General features: G+C 65.2%; 22 protein-coding genes. 13 read left to right on the plus strand and 9 right to left on the minus strand.

Going from position 1 to position 22427, the window contains the following annotated elements; all coding sequences use genetic code 11:
- The first annotated feature begins 8 nt into the window (after positions 1-8).
- Together AB4Y34_RS32580 and AB4Y34_RS32585 are read left to right on the plus strand one after the other, a co-directional pair.
- The gene (locus tag AB4Y34_RS32580; RefSeq protein ID WP_368718363.1) at positions 9-947 is read left to right on the plus strand and encodes a LysR family transcriptional regulator; all 939 of its coding nucleotides are present in this window, start codon (positions 9-11) and stop codon (positions 945-947) included.
- A gap of 210 nt (positions 948-1157) precedes the next feature.
- On the plus strand, positions 1158-1298 hold the full coding sequence (locus AB4Y34_RS32585; RefSeq protein ID WP_368718406.1) for a hypothetical protein: 141 nt from the start codon (positions 1158-1160) through the stop codon (positions 1296-1298).
- Between the two features lie 19 nt (positions 1299-1317).
- Here the strand turns inward: AB4Y34_RS32585 and AB4Y34_RS32590 are convergent, their stop codons facing one another.
- Genes AB4Y34_RS32590 through wrbA form a run of 4 tightly spaced genes read right to left on the minus strand, consistent with a single transcriptional unit; the run spans position 1318 to position 4819 of the window.
- Positions 1318-2124: a metallophosphoesterase gene (locus tag AB4Y34_RS32590; protein ID WP_368718364.1), complete on the minus strand. Its 807-nt coding sequence runs from the start codon at positions 2122-2124 to the stop codon at positions 1318-1320.
- 52 nt (positions 2125-2176) lie between these two features.
- Positions 2177-3595 (minus strand): FAD-binding oxidoreductase, encoded by a 1419-nt coding sequence (locus tag AB4Y34_RS32595; protein WP_368718365.1) that lies wholly within the window; start codon positions 3593-3595, stop codon positions 2177-2179.
- 32 nt (positions 3596-3627) lie between these two features.
- Positions 3628-4206: a DUF2069 domain-containing protein gene (locus tag AB4Y34_RS32600; RefSeq protein ID WP_368718366.1), complete on the minus strand. Its 579-nt coding sequence runs from the start codon at positions 4204-4206 to the stop codon at positions 3628-3630.
- Between the two features lie 10 nt (positions 4207-4216).
- Positions 4217-4819: an NAD(P)H:quinone oxidoreductase gene (wrbA, locus tag AB4Y34_RS32605; RefSeq protein WP_176108068.1), complete on the minus strand. Its 603-nt coding sequence runs from the start codon at positions 4817-4819 to the stop codon at positions 4217-4219.
- 142 nt (positions 4820-4961) lie between these two features.
- Between wrbA and AB4Y34_RS32610 the strand changes: the two genes are divergently transcribed.
- On the plus strand, positions 4962-6272 hold the full coding sequence (locus tag AB4Y34_RS32610) for a YihY family inner membrane protein (RefSeq protein ID WP_176380424.1): 1311 nt from the start codon (positions 4962-4964) through the stop codon (positions 6270-6272).
- A gap of 34 nt (positions 6273-6306) precedes the next feature.
- Here the strand turns inward: AB4Y34_RS32610 and AB4Y34_RS32615 are convergent, their stop codons facing one another.
- The 3 genes from AB4Y34_RS32615 to AB4Y34_RS32625 form a co-directional block, all read right to left on the minus strand.
- Positions 6307-6627, minus strand: a complete 321-nt coding sequence (locus AB4Y34_RS32615) for a DUF962 domain-containing protein (protein WP_176108070.1) — start codon at positions 6625-6627, stop codon at positions 6307-6309.
- 117 nt (positions 6628-6744) lie between these two features.
- Positions 6745-7578 carry an alpha/beta fold hydrolase gene (locus tag AB4Y34_RS32620; RefSeq protein ID WP_368718367.1) on the minus strand — a complete coding sequence of 278 codons (834 nt, stop codon included), beginning with the start codon at positions 7576-7578 and terminating at the stop codon, positions 6745-6747.
- On the minus strand, positions 7575-8912 hold the full coding sequence (locus AB4Y34_RS32625; protein WP_368718368.1) for an O-acetylhomoserine aminocarboxypropyltransferase: 1338 nt from the start codon (positions 8910-8912) through the stop codon (positions 7575-7577). Before AB4Y34_RS32625 ends, AB4Y34_RS32620 begins: the two co-directional genes overlap by 4 nt.
- 287 nt (positions 8913-9199) lie before the next feature.
- On the opposite strand from AB4Y34_RS32625, the gene AB4Y34_RS32630 reads away from it, so the two are divergent.
- The 3 genes from AB4Y34_RS32630 (at position 9200) to aroC (ending at position 13035) form a co-directional block, all read left to right on the plus strand.
- Complete coding sequence (locus tag AB4Y34_RS32630; RefSeq protein WP_026228653.1) at positions 9200-9667, plus strand: CBS domain-containing protein; 468 nt, start codon at positions 9200-9202, stop codon at positions 9665-9667.
- Between the two features lie 189 nt (positions 9668-9856).
- A complete protein-coding gene (locus AB4Y34_RS32635; RefSeq protein WP_368718369.1) occupies positions 9857-11794 on the plus strand; it encodes an MFS transporter in 1938 nt (645 codons plus the stop codon).
- Between the two features lie 140 nt (positions 11795-11934).
- Positions 11935-13035, plus strand: coding sequence for a chorismate synthase (gene aroC, locus AB4Y34_RS32640; protein ID WP_176382173.1), 1101 nt, complete (start codon positions 11935-11937; stop codon positions 13033-13035).
- A gap of 175 nt (positions 13036-13210) precedes the next feature.
- Here aroC and AB4Y34_RS32645 read toward each other — a convergent pair whose 3' ends face one another.
- The gene (locus AB4Y34_RS32645; protein ID WP_176382171.1) at positions 13211-14884 is read right to left on the minus strand and encodes an electron transfer flavoprotein-ubiquinone oxidoreductase; all 1674 of its coding nucleotides are present in this window, start codon (positions 14882-14884) and stop codon (positions 13211-13213) included.
- Positions 14885-15070: 186 nt separating this feature from the next.
- Between AB4Y34_RS32645 and AB4Y34_RS32650 the strand changes: the two genes are divergently transcribed.
- Positions 15071-15847 carry an SDR family oxidoreductase gene (locus tag AB4Y34_RS32650; RefSeq protein ID WP_013089927.1) on the plus strand — a complete coding sequence of 259 codons (777 nt, stop codon included), beginning with the start codon at positions 15071-15073 and terminating at the stop codon, positions 15845-15847.
- Positions 15848-15902: 55 nt separating this feature from the next.
- The gene (locus AB4Y34_RS32655) at positions 15903-16334 is read left to right on the plus strand and encodes a thioesterase family protein (protein ID WP_176124024.1); all 432 of its coding nucleotides are present in this window, start codon (positions 15903-15905) and stop codon (positions 16332-16334) included.
- A 46-nt stretch (positions 16335-16380) separates the two neighbouring features.
- Here the strand turns inward: AB4Y34_RS32655 and AB4Y34_RS32660 are convergent, their stop codons facing one another.
- Complete coding sequence (locus tag AB4Y34_RS32660) at positions 16381-16926, minus strand: LuxR C-terminal-related transcriptional regulator (protein ID WP_176108078.1); 546 nt, start codon at positions 16924-16926, stop codon at positions 16381-16383.
- Between the two features lie 223 nt (positions 16927-17149).
- On the opposite strand from AB4Y34_RS32660, the gene AB4Y34_RS32665 reads away from it, so the two are divergent.
- From AB4Y34_RS32665 to AB4Y34_RS32685, 5 genes are all read left to right on the plus strand, one after another.
- On the plus strand, positions 17150-17854 hold the full coding sequence (locus tag AB4Y34_RS32665; RefSeq protein WP_368718370.1) for a CoA transferase subunit A: 705 nt from the start codon (positions 17150-17152) through the stop codon (positions 17852-17854).
- Between the two features lie 2 nt (positions 17855-17856).
- Positions 17857-18498, plus strand: a complete 642-nt coding sequence (locus AB4Y34_RS32670; RefSeq protein WP_013089923.1) for a CoA transferase subunit B — start codon at positions 17857-17859, stop codon at positions 18496-18498.
- A 225-nt stretch (positions 18499-18723) separates the two neighbouring features.
- On the plus strand, positions 18724-19638 hold the full coding sequence (locus AB4Y34_RS32675) for an alpha/beta fold hydrolase (protein ID WP_368718371.1): 915 nt from the start codon (positions 18724-18726) through the stop codon (positions 19636-19638).
- Between the two features lie 78 nt (positions 19639-19716).
- A complete protein-coding gene (locus AB4Y34_RS32680; protein ID WP_176108081.1) occupies positions 19717-20070 on the plus strand; it encodes a RidA family protein in 354 nt (117 codons plus the stop codon).
- A gap of 69 nt (positions 20071-20139) precedes the next feature.
- Positions 20140-22383, plus strand: coding sequence for a bifunctional (p)ppGpp synthetase/guanosine-3',5'-bis(diphosphate) 3'-pyrophosphohydrolase (locus AB4Y34_RS32685; RefSeq protein WP_368718372.1), 2244 nt, complete (start codon positions 20140-20142; stop codon positions 22381-22383).
- Positions 22384-22427 lie beyond the last annotated feature (44 nt).

A 22427-nucleotide genomic window follows, 5' to 3' on the forward strand; every position in this document is an offset into this window, starting at 1 on the left:
GGATAGGTATGGACACGCTTCAAAACATGCGCGTATTCGTCCGCGTCGTCGAAGCGGGCAGCTTCACGGGCGCCGCGCAACATCTGAATACGACGACGGCCTACGCGTCGCGCGCGGTTTCCGATCTGGAAGCGCATCTGCGCACGCGGCTGTTGAACCGGACCACGCGCCGCATCGCGCTGACCGAGGCGGGCGAGCGCTATCTGCAGCGCTGCGAGCAGATCCTCGCGTACGTGGATCAGGCGGAGGCCGAGGCGAGCGACGCGCACGCGCGCCCGTCCGGCAAGCTCAAGGTTCATGCGACGACGAGCTTCGGCCAGCACTACGTGGTGCCGGCCGTGAGCCGTTACCAGCAGCGCTACCCGGACGTGCATGTCGAACTGACGCTCGCGCAGCGCATGCCGGATCTGCTCGACGAAGGCTTCGACGTGTCGCTGACGCTCGCCACCGTCCTGCCGGACTCGGGGCTCGTGTCGCAGCGCATTGGCAGCGCGTTCAGCATTGCGTGCGCGTCGCCTGCCTATCTCGAGCGGCGCGGCGTACCGCAAACGCCCGCGGACCTCGTGCAGCACACCTGCCTGCAGATGGTGACGCCGGTGTACCCGCCCGACAAATGGACCTTCGACGGCCCGAACGGCGAGGAAGTCGTGTCGCTCGGCTCGGCGACGTTCCAGGTGAACGTGGCCGAGGCGATGGTCGTGGCTGTCGCCCAGGGCATGGGCATCGCGCTGATTCCGATCTACTCGGCGATTAGTGGTTTGCGCAGCGGTGAACTGGTGTGGCTGCTGCCCGAGTACACATCGCAGCAGATGAATCTGTATGCGCTGTATCCGTCGCGGCAGTATCTCGATGCGAAGATCCGCACATGGGTCGAATTCCTGCGCGACGAGTTGCCCTCGACTCTGGCGGCGGATCAGGAAGAATTGCGGCAGTTCGCGCGAACCTGAACGGTCCGCTCGTCAAGCGTTGACGTTCGAGGGGCGCGAGACGTGACAGCCTGTTACACACGCGCCGCGTCGCAACATTTCTTTACTTCTGCCGCGCAGTCGATTTGTTAACGTGTCGTTCACGCGTCGCCGCTCTGGCCGGACGCGCTGGATTCGCCGCCGTTCGGCACCTCGCAACCACTGAAGGACGACACATCCATGGATACGCACTTGATGATCGGCTTGGCCGTCATGTTCGGATTGATCGGCGTCGCCGCGTCGCGCGATTTGCTGCGCCGCATGCGTGTACAGCAGCCGCGGCTCGTTCCGGTCGAAGTCGAGTCACAGGATGCGCCGCGGCGAGAGCGGTGAGCGGGCCCGCTAGAACCAGCTAGATCTCGACGACCTTGTCCCACGCAAACAGCGGATTTTCCCACTCGCGCGTGCGCCGGTCGAAATAGCCGCGCGGATTGCACACCACACGCGTGCCGTCCACCACATAGTCGAACGACGTATGCGTGTGGCCGTGAATCCACAACGCGACAGGCGCGCGCACGAGCTCCGGCAGGTGATTGACGAAGCCCGCCGACACGCGGTCATCGGCAAAGCGCTCGGCGAGACTCAGCCGATGCGGCGCATGGTGCGTGACCACGATCGTTTGGCCGGCGAATGGTTTGGTCAGCTCGCTTTCGAGCCACGCGCGCGCATGCTGGTGCAGCGCGAGCGAATCGGCCGGCGTGAAGTCGCGCGCGGCGTCGCGCGGGTCGTGCGGCCAGTTCATCTGGATCAGCCCGCGATAATCGAGCATGACGCGCCGCGCGGCGACGATCGATTCCTCGATTGCTTCGGGCGTCGCGCCGTACAGCGCGAAGTCGGTCCACAACGTCGTGCCGAGCACGCGCCAGCGCCCCTGGCTATCGACGAGCGTGGCGTTGTTCAGCAGGTGCACGTTATCGACCTGCGCGGCCGCGTCGAGCGTCGCGCTCTCCAGCGCGCCGAACTCGCCGTCGTAATACTCGTGATTGCCCGGTACGTAGACGACCGGCACCGTGTCGTCGAACGCCTGCGCGGCCCAGCGCGGGCCGGCCGCGTGGTTGTGAATGTCGCCCGCCAGCACGACCAGATCCGCCTGCGCATGCGGGATCAGTTCAGGCTCGTCGTTTTCCAGATGCAGATCGGACAGCACGCGAATCTTCACGGACGCGACTCCTGCGAAACGCCGCCGCGCCGGATCGCGGTGGCTTCAAACATTAGCGTAGCACCTTGCCCGGATTCATCAGGTTGAGCGGATCGAGCGCCTGCTTGATCGCGCGCATCATCCGCACCTCGACGTCCTGTTTGTAGTGCGCGGCTTCGTCGATCTTCAGCTGGCCAAGTCCGTGTTCCGCGCTGATGCTGCCGCGGTGCGCATTCACGCTGTCGTAGACGATCCGGTTGATCGGGCTCTGGTACTGGCGCAGAAACGCCTTCGCATCGACGCCCTCGGGCGCCTGCACGTTGTAGTGCAGATTGCCGTCGCCGAGATGGCCGAACGTGACCATGCGCGCGCCCGGCGCGGCTTGCGCGATCTCGGCATCGGTCGCTTCGATGAAGTGGCCGATGCGTGAGATCGGCACCGCGATGTCGTGCTTGATGTTCAGGCCTTCCTCGGCCTGCGCGAGCGGAATGTGCTCGCGCAGATTCCAGAACGCGCGCGACTGCGCGAGGTTTTCCGCGACCACGGCGTCTTCGACGAGACCCTGTTCGAGCGCGGTTTCCATCAGCCCCTCGAACAGCCTGCGCGCGTGCTCTTCGCTTTCGCCGTCCGACAGTTCGAGCAGCACGATTTGCGCATGCGGTTCGGCGAACGGATAACGCATCTGTTCGAAATGCCGGCCAACGAGGCGCAGGCAGAAATCCGACATCAGTTCGAAGCCGGTCAGGAGCGGCCCGGCGACGCGTTGCGTGAGCGCGAGAAAATCGAGCGCCGCATGCGGCGATGCGAGCGCGGCGAGCGCGGTCACGCGCGCGGCCGGCTGCGGATGCAGCTTCATCACCGCCGCGGTGATCAGGCCGAGCGTGCCTTCCGCGCCGATGAACAGGTCGCGTAGATCGTAGCCGGTGTTGTCCTTGCGCAGCCCGCGCAGGCCGTCCCACAGTTCGCCTTGCGGCGTCACCACTTCGAGGCCGAGGCACAGCTCGCGCGTGGTGCCATAGCGCAGCACGCCGGTGCCGCCCGCGTTGGTCGACAGATTGCCGCCGATCGTGCAGCTGCCTTCGGCGGCGAGGCTCAGCGCAAACAGACGCCCGGCCGCTTCGGCGTGCTTCTGCACGTCGGCGAGGATGACGCCGGCTTCGACGGTGATCGTGTTGTTGTGCGGATCGATGTCGCGCACGCGATTCAGGCGGCGCAGGCTGATGACCGCCTGCGCGCCGCTGGCGTCAGGTGTCGCGCCGCCTGCGAGGCCGGTGTTGCCGCCCTGCGGCACCAGCGCGACGCGATGTTCGACCGCGAGCCTGACGAGCGCGGCGGCTTGCGCGGACGTGGCCGGGCACAGCACCGCGCAGGCCGCGCCGGTGTAGCGGCGGCGCCAGTCGGTCAGAAAGGGAGCGGTGTCGTGCGGATCGGTCAGGACGTGAGCCGCGCCGATGGCGTCGCAGCAGGCGGCGAGAAAAGCGGTGTGTTTCATGTGGATCGGTTGACGGTTCTGAGGCTTGGACGTCAGGGGGGCGGGGTTGGTTCGCCGGTGGTTTGCTTTGCAGCCTGCTTTGCGGCTTGCTTCGCGGCTTGCTTCGCGGCTTGCTTCGCGGCTTGCTTCGCGGCTTGCTTCGCGGCTTGCTTCGCGGCTCGTTGCGCCGCGCGCTTGAACGGCCCGACATACGCGAGCGCGCAGGCGAAGAAGACCACGGCGAGCGCCGCTTGCAGCCAGCCGAGCCGCGCGCCCAAGCCATGATCGCTCCAGCCGCGCACGACGCCTTCGGCGAAATACAGCAAGATCAGCATCGACGCCCATTGCATCGTATAGAGCCGACGTCGCCACACGCCGGGCAACGCGGAGAGCAACGGCAACGCCTTCAGCACGAGCAGCGAGCCGCCAGGCCGCAATGGCGCGAGCCACCATTCCCATGCGACTGCCAGCACGATCATCGCGACCAGTGTGAAAGCGGCGACGAGCGCGGCGGCGGCTTTGGGCTGCACGGGTACAACGGTTGCGGCTGCCGACGTGCTTGCGAATTCCGCGCCGCTGGCGTCCCGACGGGCGTCGTCGCGTTCGGTTGGTTGCGGATGCGGGTCGTTCACGGCTTTGCGCTCACGGCCGTTCGGACATCGACGCCGCCGTGCGCGCAACGCGCGCACCCAGCGCAATGGCCAGCGTCCGTTCGTCGGCGGAGATGCCGTGGCCGGCCGTGCCCGCGCGCGCGAAATGCGACGCGCCATACGGCGTACCGCCGGTTTGCGTGGTGGTCAGCGTGCTCTCCGTGTACGGAATGCCGACGATCAGCATGCCGTGATGGAGCAATGGCAGCATCATCGACAGCAGCGTGGATTCCTGGCCGCCGTGCAGGCTGCCGGTCGACGTGAACACGCAGGCCGGCTTGCCCGACAGCGCGCCGGATAGCCACTGCGGCGTGGTGCCGTCGAGAAAGTATTTGAGCGCGGCCGCCATGTTGCCGAAGCGGGTCGGTGAGCCGAGCGCGAGGCCCGCGCATTCTTCGAGGTCACGCAGCTCGACGTACGGTGGTCCTTCGGCGGGGATGTCCGGCTCGCTCGCCTCGCAGACCGTGGAAACCGCCGGTACGGTGCGCACGCGCGCCTGCATGCCGGGGACGCTGTCGACGCCGTGCGCGATCGCCAGCGCGAGCTCGCGCGTGGCGCCGTGACGGCTGTAATAAAGCACGAGAATGTCTTTCATAGGCCTCATCATTGAACGGGTATTATAGGGGTTCGGTCCGTCGCACAGGCCATTCATAGCCGTTCGGCCAGGAGGTTCGGCCAAACGCCGCAAGGGGTTCCCGCAGTCCCGTTCTGACGGTTCAGCAAGCAAGGAGGCAGGTTTGTTGGTTAGGGTGCGTTTCGATCTCGACACGCTCAAACGGCTCGCGCAATTCGCCGCGCAACGCATCGGCGAGGACCGGATTCCGCAGGTCGCGGGCAGCCTGACGTTCACCACGATGCTCGCGCTCGTGCCGCTCGCCACCGTCGCGTTTGCGCTGTTCACCGCGTTTCCGATCTTCAGCTCGTTCCAGGCGTCGCTGCAGTTTTTTCTTGCCGATCACCTGATGCCCGCGCAACTGAACGATCAGATCTTCAAGTATCTGAACCAGTTCGCGTCGAAGGCCAAAGGGCTGACCACGATCGGCATGATCATCCTGTTCGTCACCGCGGTGATGACGATGATGACCGTCGAGTCCGCGTTCAACGTGATCTGGCGCGTGCGCAAGGCGCGGCCCGTCGCGCAGCGCATCCTCGTGTACTGGGCGATCATCACGCTCGGTCCGATCCTGATCGGCGTGAGCCTGTCCATCTCGTCGTATCTGTTCACGCAATCGATGTCGTTTAGCGCCGCGCAGCGCATCACACCGCTGATCGAATGGGCGCTCGCCAGCGCCACGCTGCCGTTCACGATGCTCGCGTTCACGATTCTTTACGTTTATTTGCCGAACTGCCGTGTCGAATGGCGCGACGCGGTGGTCGGCGGCGTGATCGCCGCAGTCGCGTTCGAGCTCGCCAAGCGCGGTTTCGGCTACTACGTGCGCCGTATTCCAACGTATACGGCGGTGTACGGGGCGTTCGCCGCGGTGCCGCTGTTCCTGGTGTGGATGTATCTCTGCTGGTTCATCACGCTGACCGGAGCGATGATCGCATCGGCGTTGCCGGCGATCCGCATCGGTCAGTTTCACCGCCCGGTGTTCTATGGCAGCAATCTGTTCGATTCGCTCGAATTGCTCGCGCGGCTGTGCGAAGCGCGTGAGGGCGGCAGACGTGGCTACACGATGCCCGAGCTTGCGCGCATGCTTCGCCGCGACAAGGATACGACGCTGATGCTGTTGCAGCGTCTCGAGGAGATCGAGTGGATCGCGCGGCTGGAGGAGGACCATACCGGCCCGCACTACGTGCTGCTCGCGAACCCGGCGCAGGTGACCGTGCAGCGGCTGTACGACCTGTTCGTGATCGACCGCGCGGAGCTTACGTATCAGCTCGAACTCGACTCCACACGGGTTGACGGCGGTATGCTGCTCGCCGCGCTCGACAACGACCAGCTGAAGGTGACGCTCGCCGCGCTCCTTGCCTCGCGCGCGGCGGCAAGGGCGGCGCGACCCGGAAACGAGCGCGTGGCGGCTTCGATGCCGCACCAGGCGGCGTGACAGGGCGGCTCGACTTCGAGCCGCCTTGGTAAAACTACAACGAAATCTTCCCCACGCAGATGTCCTTGAACATCACCCAGTCGCCCATCAGGCTGTAAAGCGGATGACGGAAGGTGGCCGGCTTGTTCTTTTCGAAGAAGAAATGGCCGACCCACGCGAAGCCATAGCCGCACACCACGGCCGCCGGCAGCCATACCCAGTTGCCGGTGGCGAGCGCCATCGCGAGAAAGCCAATGACTCCGAGCGAGCCGACGAAATGCAGCCGCCGCGACGCGATGTTGCGATGCTCGCTCAGGTAGTACGGATAAAACTCCGCGAAGCTCGCGAAGTGATCGGTATGTGCTGTATGAGCCATAGCGGCCTCCGGAGGCTGAAAAAGACAGCTTCAATCATTCTCCGGCGATCGCCTGCCTAACGCAACCTGGCCATTCGGCCGATGGCGCGGCGGCTTCGGCGTGGGTATCGTCGTGATTCAGCGCCCTTCGTGCGCTGCCCGCGTGGCGAAGCTGTACAGCGCATCGAGCGTCGCGTCGGGTTGCTCGGTCATCAACGCGTGGCCCGCATCGAGCGTGACGGTGTCGACCGGCGTGCCCGCCTGCGCGAGCGCATCGGCGAGCGCTTTCGCCGCGCGCGGCGGCGTCATCGCGTCGCGGCGGCCGACGATCAGGCGTGTCGCGCAACGCACCTGCGGCGCGCGGGCGAGGCCGTCCGCATAGGTATGGCAGGCGGTGAAGTCGGTGTGGAACAGATGCGGCTCGCCGCTGGCGGACACGTGCTCCATCAGCCGCTGGTTCATACCGTGCAGCCAGAAGCCGGGGCCGGGGCACGAGGGCTTCGCGGCGAGCGTCGAATGCGACCACTGGTTGACCATGTCGATCGCCTCGGGCTCGCGATTGAGCGCGGCGTCGAGCAGCGCGTCGGAGACGGTCATCGGCAGCGCGGTCGCGAGCAGCGCAAGATGCGTGGCGCGCTGCGGATAGCGGCCGGCGAAGTCGAGCGCGATCAGCGAGCCCATGCTGTGACCGGCGACGAACGCACGCGTGACGCCCACCGCATCGAGCAGCGCGGCGAGCCAGTCGGCCAGCGCGGCGATGCTGGCGAGCGCGGGGCCGGCGCTGCGCCGGTGGCCCGGCAGGTCGAGCGCGAGCACGCCGAAGCCGTGATGCGCGAAATAGCGGCTTTGCAGCGCCCACACGCTGTGATCGTGCTCGGCGCCGTGGATGAACACGGCGGTCGGCAGGCCCGCGTCGAAGGGTTTGCCGCCGCTGTAGGCGTAGGCCGGTTTGCCTTGGACGGTGACGATCATGCGGACTCCGGGCGGGCGGGGGCGTTCGTGGCGGCGGGCGCCGCAGCGGCGGTTCTTTGCGCGGCCTTCAGCGCGCGCTTGAGATCGTCGATCAGGTCATCCGGATCTTCGAGCCCGATCGACAGACGGATCGTGCCTTCGGTGATACCGGCCGCGGCGAGCGCGGCGGCATCCATGCGGAAGTGCGTCGTCGATGCCGGGTGGATCACCAACGAGCGCGCGTCGCCGACGTTCGCGAGGTGCGAGAACAGCGTCAGCGCTTCGATGAAGGCGCGCCCGGCCGCGCGGTCGCCGCGCAGGTTGAAGCTGAACACCGCTCCGGCGCCGCGCGGTAGCAGCCGCTTCGCGAGCGCGTGGTCGGGATGCGTCGGCAGCTCGGGATAGGCAACCGATTCGACCACCGCATGAGCGGCGAGAAACTCCACCACGCGGCGTGTGTTGGCGACATGCCGCTCCATGCGCAACGGCAGCGTCTCGATGCCTTGCAGCAGTTGCCACGCGGCCTGCGGATGCAGGCACGCGCCGAAATCGCGCAAGCCTTCGCGCCGCGCGCGCAGCAGGAACGGCGCGACGGTGCTTTCCTCGGCGAACACCATGCCGTGGAAACCGTCGTATGGCTCGGTGAATTCGGGGAAAAGGCCGGAAGCCTCGAAGTCGAACGTGCCGCCGTCGACCAGCACGCCGCCGATCGTCGTGCCGTGGCCGCCGAGAAACTTGGTCGCCGAGTGGTACACGAAGTCGGCGCCGTGCTCGAACGGGCGCAGCAGGTAGGGCGTCGTGAAGGTCGAATCGACCAGCAGCGGCACGCGGTGCGCGTGCGCGATCTGCGCGAGCGCGGCGATGTCGAGCACCTCGAGGCCCGGATTGCCGAGCGTTTCGCCGAATAGCAGGCGCGTGTTGGGGCGCAGCGCGGCGCGCCACGCGTCGAGGTCGCCGGGCTTCACGAAGGTCGTCTCGATACCGAAGCGCCGCAGCGTGTAGTGCAGCAGATTGTGCGAGCCGCCGTACAGCGCGCTCGACGCGACGATGTGGGAGCCCGCGCCCATCAGCGTCGCGATCGCCAGATGCAGCGCGGCCTGGCCGCTCGCGGTGCCGATCGCGCCGGCGCCATTTTCGAGCGCGGCGACGCGCTCTTCGAACACGGCGACGGTCGGATTCGAGATGCGCGAGTAGACATGGCCGGCGCGCTCCATGTTGAACAGCGCGGCGGCGTGGTCCGAGTCGCGGAACGAAAACGACGTGGTCTGGTAGATCGGCGTCGCGCGCGCGCCGGTGGCGGGGTCGGGGGCAGCGCCGGCGTGCAGCGCAAGCGTATCGAAACGGTTGGCGGACATCGTGTGCGGCGGGCCGCGAGGGGCCACGCGAATGATCAGGGTAGGCCGGCCATCCTATCATTGGCGCGCGCCGCTTCAAGCGCGGTTTTCCCGTGGGATGGACCGCGGATTTATGTGGCTCGTGCCGGGAGCGGGGCATGCTCGCTATCTGGAAGTCAGATGAATTGGAGCCCCCGAAACCCCGCCGAGCCTTGACTGGCGGGCCGCTTTCCTTTTATGGGCCTTTCCGATAGGATCGAAACAACCATTTAATGCACTGCAAGATTGGCGGTACCAGGAGATAGATCATGCGAGTCAGCGACATTCTTAAAGTCAAGGGCAACACCCTTTTTACGGTCACGCCGGATACCACGCTGCATGACGCCGTCATTACCATGGCCGAGCACGACATCGGCTCGCTCGTCGTGATGGAGTACGGCGACCTCGTCGGCATGCTGACGTTTCGCGAAATCATTCTGACCTTGAAGGAGAACGGCGGCAGCGTCGGTACTTCGACGATCCGCAAGGTGATGGATGACCATCCGCTCACCTGCACGCCCGAAACCGACGTCAACGAAGTGCGCCGCATGATGCTCGAGCATCACGTGCGTTATCTGCCGGTCATGGAAAGCCGCACGCTGATGGGCGTCATCTCGTTTTACGACGTCGCGAAGGCGGTGGTCGAGGAGCAGGGGTTCGAGAATCGCATGCTGAAGGCCTATATCCGCGACTGGCCGGAAGAGCAGGAAGGACAGGATCAGCAGCCGGCGCGTTGATGCGCGTGGCTCGAAGGTCGCGCTCCGGCCGTCGCCGGGAGCGCGAATCCGCCGACAGGGCGCGCGCGCAAGCGGGCGCTTTTTTTGTGTCCGGGCCGGTGCCCGGATCTGGAGCGCGCGTCGCACCGGCCCGTTTGTCCGCCGCTCCGCGCGCTTCATCGCCATTTTCCGCGCCGTTGTTCTGACTTCATGAACGATCGTCCGTTGCCTGCCGCCCGCCGCGCCGCTCGCGCGCACGAAGCGCACGAATCCCAGTTCCGCCTGCTCCGCCAGCGCCGTTTCGCGCCGTTCTTCTGGACACAGTTTCTCGGCGCGATGAACGACAACGTGTTCAAGATCGGCTTCACGTCGCTCGTCACCTATCAGGCGGCGCGGTTTTCGGGCGTCGATCCGAAAACCGCGGCGTTCCTGATCTCCGCGATTTTCATTCTGCCGTTCGTGCTGTTCTCGGCCACTTCCGGCCAGATTGCGGACAAGTACGACAAGGCCTTGCTCACGCGTCTCGTCAAGACTTTCGAGATCGCGGTGATGCTGGTCGGCGGCGCGGGCTTCTGGCTGCATAGCGCGCCGTTGCTGTATCTGTGCACGTTCCTGATGGGCGTGCATTCGACCGTATTCGGGCCGGTCAAGTACTCGTATCTGCCGCAGCATCTGTCGAAGGCCGAATTGGTCGGCGGCAACGGCATGATCGAGATGGGCACCTTCGTCGCGATCCTTGTCGGCACGATCGTCGGCGGCGCGGGCGCGGGGTTCGCCGAGCATGGCGCGGTGGTGCTCGCCGGCGCGTGTATCGCGATCGCGCTGATCGGGCGCGGCGTGTCCGGCTTCGTGCCGGCTACGCCCGCGCCGCAGCCCGGCTTGCGCATCAACTGGAACCCGGTCAGCGAAACGTGGCGCAATCTGAAGCTCGCGCACGAAAACCGCACGGTGTTTCTGAGCCTGCTCGGCATCTCGTGGCTGTGGTTCGTCGGCGCGACGTTCCTCGCGTCGTTTTTCAATTTTGCGAAGGACGTGCTGTCCGCCGATCCGGACGTCGTGACCGTGCTGCTCGCCACGTTTTCGATCGGCATCGGCATTGGCTCGCTGCTGTGCGAACGGCTGTCGAAGCGGCGGATCGAAGTCGGCCTCGTGCCGCTAGGCTCGATCGGCATGAGCGTGTTCGCGATCGATCTTTTTTTTGCGAGCCATGCGCTGCCGCCGGCGGGGCATCTGCTCAGCGTCGGGGAATTTCTCGCGCGGTTCGCGCATTGGCGCGTGCTCGCCGATCTGTTCCTGCTCGCGATGTTCGGCGGCTTCTACAGCGTGCCGCTGTATGCGCTGATTCAGAGCCGTAGTCAGCCGAGTCATCGCGCGCGCATCATCGCCGCGAACAATATCCTCAACTCGCTGTTCATGATCGTGTCGGCGTTGATGGCGATGGGCCTGACCGCCGCGGGCTTCGGCATTCCGGCAATTTTTCTCGTCACCGCGCTGCTGAACGTGGTGGTCGCGGGCTACATCTATTCGCTCGTGCCCGAGTTCCTGCTGCGCTTCGTTGCGTGGCTGCTCGTGCATACGTTTTACCGGATCCGGCTCGTGCACGCGGAGCGGATTCCGGAGCGCGGCGCGGCGGTGCTCGTGTGCAACCACGTCAGTTTCGTCGATGCGATCGTCATCATGGCCGAAAGCCCGCGGCCGATCCGCTTCGTGATGGACCATCAAATCTTCCGCTCGCCGTTCGTCGGCTGGCTGTTCCGGCATGCGAAGGCGATTCCGATCGCGCCCGCGCATCAGGATGCGGCGCTGCTCTCGCGTGCCTACGATCTGTGCGCGCGGGCGCTCGCGGACGGCGAACTCGTCTGCATCTTTCCCGAAGGCAAGCTGACGCGCACCGGTGAGCTGAACCCGTTTCGCCACGGCGTCGCCGAGATCGTCAGGCGCACCCCGGCGCCGGTTATTCCGATGGCGCTGCGTGGTCTGTGGGGCAGCGTGTTTTCGCGCGCGGTCGATGCCCACTGGCCGCGTCCGCTCAGAAAAGGCGTGATGAGCCGGCTGAGCCTCGCGGTCGGCGAGCCGATCGACCCGGCGCTCGCGACGCCGGAAACACTGCAGCAGATCGTGACCGAGCTGCGCGGCGCGCGCAAATAGCCTTGGGCCGGTGCGCGGATGCCGGGGTCGCTAGCTCGTCCACTCTCGCCCGCATTCGGCAGCGCTGTCGCCACGCCCGTCTTCGGGGCGAGCGGGCTGGCATAATAGCGTTCTCCCCCGAATTTCTTTGGACGACGCTCATGTCCGGCAACACGCTCGGTACGCTTTTCACTGTCACGACCTTTGGCGAATCGCACGGCCCCGCTATCGGCTGCGTGATCGACGGCTGCCCGCCGGGCATGGCGCTCGACGAAGCCGATATCCAGTTCGAACTCGATCGCCGCAAGCCGGGCACGTCGCGCCACGTGACGCAGCGCCAGGAAGAGGACAAGGTCGAGATCCTGTCGGGCGTGTTCGAAGGTCAAACCACCGGCGCGCCGATCGCGCTGCTGATCCGCAATACCGACCAGCGCAGCAAGGACTACGGCAACATCGCCGAGACGTTCCGCCCCGGCCACGCCGACTACACGTACTGGCAGAAGTACGGCATTCGCGATTACCGCGGCGGCGGCCGCTCGTCGGCACGGCTGACGGCGCCGACGGTCGCGGCGGGCGCGGTGGCGAAGAAGTGGCTGCGCGAGAAGTTCGGCACCGAGATCCGCGGTTATATGGCCGCGCTCGGCGAGATCGACGTGCCGTTCGTCGATTGGGCGCAGGTGCGCGAAAACCCGTTCTTCGTGCCGAATGCGCAGATCGTTCCGCAGCTCGAGACGTATATGGACGCGCTGCGCAAGGACGGTGATTCGATCGGCGCGCGCATCAACGTGGTCGCCTCCGGTGTGCCGGTCGGCCTCGGCGAGCCGCTGTTCGACCGCCTCGACGCCGACATCGCGCACGCGATGATGGGCATCAACGCGGTGAAGGGCGTCGAGATCGGCGCGGGCTTCGCGAGCGTTGCGCAACGCGGCTCGGTGCATGGCGACGAGCTGACGCCGGAGGGCTTCATCGGCAATCACGCGGGCGGGGTGCTCGGCGGCATTTCGACGGGACAGGACATCACGGTGTCGATCGCGATCAAACCGACCTCGAGCATTCGCACGCCGCGCCGTTCGATCGACAAGGCGGGACAGCCGGTGGTCGTCGAAACCTTCGGGCGGCACGACCCGTGCGTCGGCATTCGCGCGACGCCGATCGCCGAGTCGATGCTTGCGCTCGTGCTGATCGATCACGCGCTGCGCCATCGCGCGCAATGCGGCGATGTGGCCGTGAGCACGCCGAAGATCGCGGCGAGCGCGCCGTAACGCTGACGCGGCCCCGAGATTGGCGGCGAACGAGCCGCCATGAAAATGAATAGGGAAGGGGACGGACGAAACGCGCGAGAATGCGCGCAGACGAAGGCGCGAGCGCGCTATCGGAATTTGCCTTCGCGACGCTGCCGCTTATCGCCCAGCGCCGCAAAAGCAAACAGCACAACAATTACATGTTCGGATAGTTCGGCCCGCCACCGCCTTCCGGCGTGACCCACACGATATTCTGCGTCGGGTCCTTGATATCGCAGGTCTTGCAGTGCACGCAGTTCTGCGCATTGATGACGAGCCGCTCGTTGCCTTCGTCGTTCTTCACGAACTCGTACACGCCAGCCGGGCAATAACGCGACTCCGGTCCGGCGTAAGTCTGCCAGTTCACGTTGACCGGCACGGTCGGATCTTTCAGCGTCAGGTGCGCCGGCTGATTTTCCTCGTGGTTCGTGTTCGAGATGAACACCGAAGAGAGCCGGTCGAACGTCAGCTTGCCGTCCGGCTTCGGATACGTGATCGGCTTGCACTGCGAAGCCGGCTTCAGCATCTCATGATCGGAATGTTGATGATGCAGCGTCCAGGGCACGTTGCCGCCGAGCAGCTTCTGCTCGACGCCGACCATCAGCGTGCCGAGGTAGAGACCCTTGCTCATCCACTGCTTGAAGTTACGCGCGCGATACAGCTCGGTGTAGAGCCACGACGTCTTGAAGGTTTCCGGATAAGCGGTCAGTTCGTCCGACTGACGGCCGGCCCGTACCGCGGCGAATGCGGCGTCGGCGGCGAGCATGCCGGTCTTGATCGCGGCGTGCGAACCCTTGATGCGCGACGCGTTCAGGAAGCCCGCGTCGTCGCCGACAAGTGCGCCGCCCGGGAACACCAGCTTCGGCAGCGACATCAGACCGCCCGCGGTGATCGCGCGCGCACCGTACGACACGCGCTTGCCGCCTTCGAGAATCGCGCGGATCGCCGGATGCGTCTTGTAGCGCTGGAATTCCTCGAACGGTGACAGATACGGATTCGAATAGCCGAGGCCGACCACGAAGCCGACCACGACCTGGTTGTTGTCCATGTGATAGAGGAACGAGCCGCCGTAGGTGTCGTTTTCGAGCGGCCAGCCGGCCGTGTGCATCACCAGACCCGGCTTGTGCTTCGCGGGATCGATCTCCCACAGCTCCTTGATGCCGATGCCGTACACCTGCGGATCGACGCCGTCGCGCAGCTTGAACTTCTCGTTCAGCTGGCGGCCGAGGTGGCCGCGCGCGCCTTCGCAGAACAGCGTGTACTTCGCATGCAGCTCCATGCCGAGCTGGAAGTTCTCGGTCGGCTCGCCGTCCTTGCCTATGCCGAGGTTGCCGGTCGCGACGCCCTTGACCGAGCCGTCGTCGTTGTACAGCACTTCAGCCGCCGGAAAGCCCGGGAAAATCTCGACGCCGAGCGCCTCGGCCTGCTGACCCAGCCAGCGCGTCACGTTCGCGAGGCTGATCACGTAGTTGCCGTGGTTCTTGAAATTGTCCGGCAGCGCCCAGTTCGGCACGCTCTTCGCGCCCGTCGCCGACAGGAACAGGAAGCGGTCTTCGGTCACCTCGACCGTCAGCGGCGCGCCTTTCTCCTTCCAGTCCGGGATCAGCTCGGTCAGCGCGCGCGGGTCCATCACCGCGCCCGACAGGATATGCGCCCCGATCTCAGAGCCTTTTTCGAGTACGCAGACGCCAAGCTCGACGCCTTGTTCGGCGGCGCGCTGCTTCAGACGAATGGCAGCCGACAGGCCCGCAGGGCCGCCGCCGACGATGACGACGTCATACTCCATCGACTCGCGCGGGCCGTACTGCTCAATGAGACTTGCGGGGGTCATTGATGCTCCTCTTACCGTTAGAATGCTTTTTTCGGGTTCGTATTGTGGGCGATCGATCCCTACGCCGCAACCCAAAAGCCACAGATTAGCACGAGCGTACTATTTCATGATACGGTATAGACCCTTATCGCGGTCGTACCAAACCCGTCAACCGCAGTTGTCACTACAACCGAGCAAGGAAAGACAATGGGCCGTTCGATCAATCTGGAAGGCAAGGTCGCGCTGATCACTGGCGCCTCGAGCGGGTTGGGCAAGCGCTTCGCGCAGGTGCTGTCGCAGGCGGGCGCGAAGGTCGTGCTGGCGAGCCGACGGACCGAGCGGCTCAAGGAGCTGCGCGCGGAAATCGAGGCGTCCGGCGGAGCCGCGCACGTGGTGTCGCTCGACGTGACCGACTACCAGAGCATCAAGTCGGCGGTCGCGCACGCGGAGACCGAAGCCGGCACCATCGATATCCTCGTCAATAACTCGGGCGTGTCGACTACGCAGAAGCTGTCCGAGGTCACGCCGGCGGACTTCGAATACGTGTTCGACACCAATACGCGCGGCGCTTTTTTCGTCGCGCAGGAAGTCGCCAAGCGCATGATCATGCGCGGCAACAACGCGCAGAAGCCGTCGTACCGGATCATCAACATCGCGTCGATGGCGGGCTTGCGAGTGCTGCCGCAAATCGGCCTGTATTCGATGAGCAAGGCCGCGGTCGTCCACATGACGAAGGCGATGGCGCTCGAGTGGGGCAAGCATGGCATCAATGTGAACGCGATCTGCCCCGGCTATATCGACACCGAGATCAACCACCACCACTGGTCGACCGATCAGGGGCAGAAACTGATTGCGATGCTGCCGCGCCATCGGGTCGGCAAACCGGAGGATCTCGACGGGCTGCTCCTGCTGCTCGCGGCGGACGAATCGCAGTTCATCAACGGCTCGGTGATCGCCGCCGACGACGGTTTCGGGCTCGCGTGAGCGCGCAGTCAAACGTTTCAACAGTCGGGCAGCAAAGGAAGAACGGAAGTAAAGCATGAGCGATTTTCACGCAGTTTTCGAAATGACGATGCCGATCCGCTGGGGCGACATGGACGCCTTCGGTCACGTCAACAACACGGTTTATTTTCGCTACATGGAGCAGGTGCGGATTTCCTGGTTCGAACACATGGACTTCCTCGGCGAGCGCCCGGACGGGCAGGGGCCGGTGATCGTCAATGCGTCGATGGAGTTCCTGAAGCAGCTGCACTATCCGGGTGACGTGATCGGCCGGATGTCGGTGGCCACGCCGGGGCGCAGCAGCTTCGATACGGCTTTCGAGCTTCTGCGTGCAGATGAGCCGGATACGCTCTATGCGCGGGGCGCCGCGCGATGCGTGTGGATCGACTACGCGGCAGGCAAGTCGATGCCAGTGCCCGACGTGCTGCGCGCGGCCATCGAGAGCGCCGCTCTCGTCAAGGCGGCCTGACGGCGCTGCCTGAGCGTGGTCGCGTGCTTCATCCTTCCTTTCTCTGTCAATCCCCGAGCAGACGTTGCAAGAGCTCGGTCGCATTGCCCGTATCGTATTTACGCATGAGCCGCGCACGGTAGACGTCGACCGTGCGCGGGCTGATGTCGAGCACGCGGCCGATCTGCTTGCTGGTCTTGCCCGTCACCAGTTGCGCGGCGATTTCGCGCTCGCGCGGCGTCAGTTCCACCGCGACCCGGCGGGTCGCGCTCAGATCCTCGAAGGTCCAGACACCCGCCGCGTGCGGGTCGGTGCGCTGCTGCGCGCGGCCCGTCACGTGACACCAGAACAGCTCGCCGTTCGCGCGTTTCATGATGCGGTCGTCCGCGTAGCTGCCTTGTGCGGTCATGATCGGCGGAATGCGCGCGCCGATCCGCTCGAACTCATCCGCCGATGGGTACAACACCTGGAATGACTGACCGATCAGCGCGTCTCGCGCGTAGCCGAAAATCGACGCGAGCTCGTCGTTGCAGTCTTCGATGGTCCGCTCGCGCGATAGCACGAGTCCGATCGGCGCGAGGTGAAACGCAGTGCGGTAATCCAGGGAGGGCATGGGCGGGGCGGCAAGTACTTATGTATTTTTGCGTATTGTGCCGTATGGCGGGCCCAGCGTACTCTTTCGGGCAGATGACAACGCGGCGCATGCCGCGGATGACTACTAGAATGACGTAGCGGTATCGTGAGGCGACGTGAAGTTCGCCAGTTGCGATATCAGCCGCAATGATCCGGCGGCCTGCGTACAGGTTTCGGGTTTCCATAGAGGAAGGGACATACAGATGAACAAGGTCTATCCAGGCGCCGCCGAGGCGCTGAAGGACATCGTCAAGGACGGGCAGACGTTCGCCGTCGGCGGCTTCGGCTTGTGCGGCATTCCCGAGGCGCTGATCGCGGCGCTGCGCGATTCGAAGGTGCGAGGCATCACCTGCATCAGCAACAACGCGGGCGTCGACGGTTTCGGCCTTGGCCTGCTGCTCGAGACGCGCCAGATCAGGAAGATGATCTCGTCGTACGTCGGTGAGAACAAGGAGTTCGAGCGCCAGTACCTGGCCGGCGAACTCGAGCTCGAATTCACGCCGCAAGGCACGCTCGCCGAGAAGCTGCGCGCAGGCGGCGCGGGCATCCCGGCGTTTTTCACGAACACCGGTTTCGGCACGCAGATCGCCGAGGGTAAGGAAACCCGCCAGTTCGGCGAGAACCACTACGTGCTCGAACATTCGCTGACCGCGGATATCGGGCTCGTCAAGGCATGGAAGGCCGACAAGGCCGGCAACCTTATCTATCGCCGCACCGCGCGCAACTTCAATCCGACGTGCGCGATGGCGGGCCGCATCACCGTCGCGGAGGTCGAAGAGATCGTCGAAGTGGGCGAGCTCGATCCGGACGCGATCCATACGCCTGGCATCTTCGTGCAGCGCATCGTACTGAATGCGCATCCGGAAAAACGCATCGAACAACGCGTCGTCCGCGCGAAAGGAGACTGATCATGGCATGGACTCGTGACGAAATGGCCGCGCGCGCGGCGAAGGAACTGCAGGACGGCTTTTATGTGAACCTCGGCATCGGCTTGCCGACGCTGGTCGCGAACCACGTGCCGGCGGGCGTCGAAGTATGGCTGCAGTCGGAAAACGGTCTGCTCGGCATCGGCCCGTCGCCGACCGAAGACGAAGTCGACGCCGACCTGATCAACGCCGGCAAGCAGACGGTGACGACGCTGCCCGGTTCGTCGATTTTCTCTTCGGCGGATTCGTTCGCGATGATTCGCGGCGGCCACATCAATCTGGCGATTCTCGGCGCGATGCAGATCAGCAAGAAGGGCGATCTCGCGAACTGGATGATCCCGGGCAAGATGATCAAGGGCATGGGCGGCGCGATGGACCTGGTCGCGGGCGTCAAGCGCGTGGTCGTGCTGATGGAGCACGTCGCCAAGGGCGATCAGCACAAGATCCTCGAAGAATGCACGCTGCCGCTGACGGGCGTGGGTGTGGTCGATGAGATCATCACCGATCTCGGCGTGATCGAAGTGACCGAAAACGGCTTGAAAGTGACCGAACTTGCGCCGGGCGTGAGCGTCGACGAAATCAAGGCGAAGACGGGCGCGCCGCTCGATGTGAGCGCGGTGAGCTGACGCGGCTTGAGACGCCGCTGCGCGCGTCGATGCGAGCGCGGCGGCAACGATGCTTTCCGGACGGGCGAGACGCGAGTCTCGCCCGTTCTATTTTTGGCGCGCGGCGCCGGATGCGCCGGACGGTTTGCACGATCTTCCTAAGCCTTCTGGCCGATGCTTGCCGCGCGACGAAGCGGTTTACAATCGTTCGCAGCCCAATCCGCAGCGTCTTTGCAAGGACACCAGATGACCGCAACGACTTATGCTTCCGCCACCGGGCGGCCCGCGCCGCGTCAACGTTACGTGCAGTGCGCGAGCGCGGCCGGCCTGCATCGCGTCGCCTATACCGAGTGGGGCGATCCGGACAATCCGCGCGTGCTGCTGTGCGTGCACGGACTGACACGATCGGGGCGCGACTTCGACCGACTCGCTGCCAACTTCGCGGACACCTATCGCGTGGTGTGCCCGGACGTGGTTGGCCGGGGCTTGTCGTCGTGGCTCGCGAACCCCAACTTATATGCGGTACCGCAGTATGTCGCCGACATGGTCACGCTGATCGCGCGGCTCGACGTCGACACCGTCGACTGGTTCGGCACCTCGATGGGCGGCCTGATCGGCATGGGGCTCGCCGGTCTGCCGGACACGCCGATCCGCAAGCTGCTGCTGAACGACGTCGGGCCGCATCTGGAGCCGGTCGCGGTCAAGCGCATCGGCGACTACCTCGGCAAGCCCGCACGCTTCGATACGCTGCAGCAGGGTGTCGACTACGCGGCGCAACTCGCGCAGGGCTTCGGCCCGCTGACGCCTGACGAATGGCGCGAAATCAATACCCCGTTGCTGCGCGAAGAAGACGGCGCGTGGGTGCTGCGCTATGACCCGCGCATCGCCCAGCCGTTCGCGGCGGTCACCGAGGAAGCGGCGAAGCTCGGCGAAGCGGCGCTGTGGCATTCGCTCGCGTCGTTCCAGGGGCCGGTGCTCGTGGTGCGCGGCGAGCAGTCGGATTTGCTGTCCCGTGAAACGGTCGCGAAGATGGTGGCGGCCGGGCGTGCGGTATCGAGCGTGGAGATCGCGGGCGTCGGTCATGCGCCGGCGTTTCTCGCGGCGGACCAGATCGCGCTCGCGAGGGAGTTCTTCATCGGCTCGGCCGCGAACGGGTCATAATATTGAGTTCCGCATGAAGCTTTTATTAACAGTGTCGTGCGGCGTGTAGTTCGATCAACCCTCAGTTCAGGACATTTCATGGCAGTCATTCGTTATCACGTCGGCAAGCGTCTCTCGGAAATGGCCGTGCACAACGGCACCGTGTACCTCGCGGGTCAGATCGCCGAGGACGACGAGCAGGACATCACCGGCCAGACGCGCGAAGTGCTCGGGCACATCGACCGTCTGCTCGCTGAAGCGAACAGCGACAAGTCGCTGCTGCTGTCGGTGCAGATCTATATCTCGGACATGGCGCATTTCGCCGGCATGAACGCAGTGTGGGACGAGTGGGTCGCGCAGGGTGACACGCCGCCGCGCGCGACCGTCGAGGCAAAGCTCGCGAATCCGAAGTGCCTCGTCGAAATAGTCGTGATCGCGGCGCAGCGCAGCTGATTTGCGATTGAGAGGCCGCACCGTTGTTGATTTTCCGTTGAATCGTCTGGCCCGGCGGGCCGTCGCACCATGAATACCGAAACCGTTCCGAACGCGCCTCATCCCCATCGTTCCTTCGACGAAGCGATGGCGTTCGTGCGCGAACATGCGGGCGAGGTGCGGCTGTCGTCGGGCGAATTGCTCGCGGATCACGCGGCGGGCACCGCGTCGATCATGCGCAAGCTCAACGTCGATCCGCCGGCGGTGCTGGCCGCGGCCCTGTTCGCGCTGACACCGCATCTGCACGATCCGGAGCGCGTGATCGCCGACAACTTCGGCGAAGAAGTCGCGCAACTGGTCGGCGACGTGCGCAAGCTGCTGCGGCTCGGCACGGTCAGTTTGCGTGCGGCGCAAAACGCGATGCCCGAGGCCGGGCGTGACGCGCAGGCTGCGCGCCGCGCGCAGGTCGAGGCGCTGCGCAAGATGCTGCTCGCGTTCGCGCAGGACATTCGCGTCGTGCTGATCCGCCTCGCGTCGCGGCTGCAATCGCTGCGTTACTACGCGGCCGCGAAGATCACGCCGTCGCCCGACGTCGCGCGCGAAACCCTCGATATCTACGCACCGCTCGCGAACCGCCTCGGCATCTGGCAATTGAAGTGGGAGCTCGAGGATCTCGCGTTCCGTTTCGAGGAGCCGGACACCTACAAGCGCATCGCGAAGCTGCTCGACGAGAAGCGCGTCGAGCGTGAGAGCTATGTCGCACAGGCGATCGAACGCCTGCAGCAGGAGCTGGCCGCCGCGCACATCCGCGCCGAAGTGAGCGGTCGGCCGAAGCATATCTACAGCATCTGGCGCAAGATGCGCGGCAAGCAGCTCGACTTCGCGGAGCTGTACGACGTGCGCGCGTTTCGCGTGATCGTGCCGGACATCAAGGACTGCTACACCGTGCTCGGCATCGTGCACAACCTGTGGCAGCCGGTGCCGAAGGAGTTCGACGATTACATTTCCCGGCCGAAGCCGAACGGCTACAAGTCGCTGCACACGGTCGTGATCGGCGACGACGGCCGCGCGTTCGAAGTGCAGATTCGCACGCAGGAAATGCATCGCTTCGCCGAATACGGCGTGGCCGCGCACTGGCGCTACAAGGAAGCGGGTGCGCGCGGCTATGGCGGCACGTTCACCGCGAGCGAGAAATACGACGAGAAGATCGCCTGGTTGCGACAGCTGCTCGCGTGGAAGGACGAGGTGTCCGAGGGCGAGCATGGCGAAGCGGGCGCGGTGCAGCCATGGGAGCAGTTGCGGCAGGCCACGCTCGACGACGATCACATCTACGTGCTGACGCCGCAGGCGCGCGTGATTCCGTTGCCGCACGGCGCGACGCCGATCGACTTCGCGTATCACCTGCACAGCGAGCTTGGGCATCGTTGCCGCGGCGCGCGCGTCGACGGCGTGATGGTGCCGCTCAACACCGCATTGCAGAATGGCCAGACGGTCGAGATCGTGGCGGTGAAGGAGGGTGGTCCGTCGCGCGACTGGCTCAATCCGCAGCTTGGCTATCTGCAAAGCGGGCGAGCGCGGCAGAAGGTGCGCGCGTGGTTCAACGCGGTCGAGTTGCAGGAGCACATCGCGAACGGTCGCGCGATGGTTGAAAAAACCCTGCAGCGCGAAGGCAAGACCTCGGTCAATCTCGATCAACTGGCCGCGCGGCTTGGTTTCAAGACCACCGACGACCTGTTCTCCGTGGTCGGCAAGGAGGAATTCAGCCTGCGGCTCGTCGAGCAGGCGCTGCAGGACGCGCCGCCGCCCGAGCCCGAGCTCGAGGCGCCGGAAAAATTCGAGAAACGCAGCAGTGGCGCGAGCGTCGCGCGCGGCGCGTCTACCGGCGTGCTGGTGGTCGGCGTCGATGCATTGCTCACCCAGCTCGCGCGCTGCTGCCGGCCCGCGCCGCCCGACGACATCTGCGGCTTCGTCACGCGCGGCAAGGGCATGTCGGTGCATCGCAGCGACTGCGCGACGTTCCGCCGGATGGCAGAGCGCGCGCCGGAGCGGGTGCTGCAAACCGCGTGGTCGGCGGACGTGATGAGCGGTCGCGGCCAGTCCGTCTACCCGGTCGATCTCAGCATCGAGGCGACGGACCGACAAGGCTTGCTGCGCGATATCTCCGAAGTGTTCGCGCGGGAAAAGATGAACGTGATCGGCGTGAAGACGCAAACGCGCCGCAATGCCGCGTTCATGCAATTTACCGTCGAGGTTTCCAGCTCTGCGCAGATCCAGCGCGCGTGCACGTTGCTGGGCGAAATCACGGGCGTGGTGCGGGCGACGCGCAAGAACTGAGGCGCGGACGATTGGAAAAGGGCCTGCCGACGGTGAGACGAATT

It is taken from the genome of Paraburkholderia sp. BR10954 (assembly GCF_040965775.1).
GTDB lineage: Bacteria > Pseudomonadota > Gammaproteobacteria > Burkholderiales > Burkholderiaceae > Paraburkholderia > Paraburkholderia youngii.

Coding starts and splice junctions, on each gene's coding strand:
- AB4Y34_RS32580 (WP_368718363.1), top strand. CDS start 9: ATGGACACGCTTCAAAACATGCGCGTATTCGTCCGCGTCGTCGAAGCG.
- AB4Y34_RS32595 (WP_368718365.1), bottom strand. CDS start 3,595: ATGAAACACACCGCTTTTCTCGCCGCCTGCTGCGACGCCATCGGCGCG.
- wrbA (WP_176108068.1), bottom strand. CDS start 4,819: ATGAAAGACATTCTCGTGCTTTATTACAGCCGTCACGGCGCCACGCGC.
- AB4Y34_RS32615 (WP_176108070.1), bottom strand. CDS start 6,627: ATGGCTCATACAGCACATACCGATCACTTCGCGAGCTTCGCGGAGTTT.
- AB4Y34_RS32620 (WP_368718367.1), bottom strand. CDS start 7,578: ATGATCGTCACCGTCCAAGGCAAACCGGCCTACGCCTACAGCGGCGGC.
- AB4Y34_RS32625 (WP_368718368.1), bottom strand. CDS start 8,912: ATGTCCGCCAACCGTTTCGATACGCTTGCGCTGCACGCCGGCGCTGCC.
- AB4Y34_RS32630 (WP_026228653.1), top strand. CDS start 9,200: ATGCGAGTCAGCGACATTCTTAAAGTCAAGGGCAACACCCTTTTTACG.
- AB4Y34_RS32635 (WP_368718369.1), top strand. CDS start 9,857: ATGAACGATCGTCCGTTGCCTGCCGCCCGCCGCGCCGCTCGCGCGCAC.
- aroC (WP_176382173.1), top strand. CDS start 11,935: ATGTCCGGCAACACGCTCGGTACGCTTTTCACTGTCACGACCTTTGGC.
- AB4Y34_RS32645 (WP_176382171.1), bottom strand. CDS start 14,884: ATGACCCCCGCAAGTCTCATTGAGCAGTACGGCCCGCGCGAGTCGATG.
- AB4Y34_RS32650 (WP_013089927.1), top strand. CDS start 15,071: ATGGGCCGTTCGATCAATCTGGAAGGCAAGGTCGCGCTGATCACTGGC.
- AB4Y34_RS32655 (WP_176124024.1), top strand. CDS start 15,903: ATGAGCGATTTTCACGCAGTTTTCGAAATGACGATGCCGATCCGCTGG.
- AB4Y34_RS32660 (WP_176108078.1), bottom strand. CDS start 16,926: ATGCCCTCCCTGGATTACCGCACTGCGTTTCACCTCGCGCCGATCGGA.
- AB4Y34_RS32665 (WP_368718370.1), top strand. CDS start 17,150: ATGAACAAGGTCTATCCAGGCGCCGCCGAGGCGCTGAAGGACATCGTC.
- AB4Y34_RS32670 (WP_013089923.1), top strand. CDS start 17,857: ATGGCATGGACTCGTGACGAAATGGCCGCGCGCGCGGCGAAGGAACTG.
- AB4Y34_RS32675 (WP_368718371.1), top strand. CDS start 18,724: ATGACCGCAACGACTTATGCTTCCGCCACCGGGCGGCCCGCGCCGCGT.
- AB4Y34_RS32680 (WP_176108081.1), top strand. CDS start 19,717: ATGGCAGTCATTCGTTATCACGTCGGCAAGCGTCTCTCGGAAATGGCC.
- AB4Y34_RS32685 (WP_368718372.1), top strand. CDS start 20,140: ATGAATACCGAAACCGTTCCGAACGCGCCTCATCCCCATCGTTCCTTC.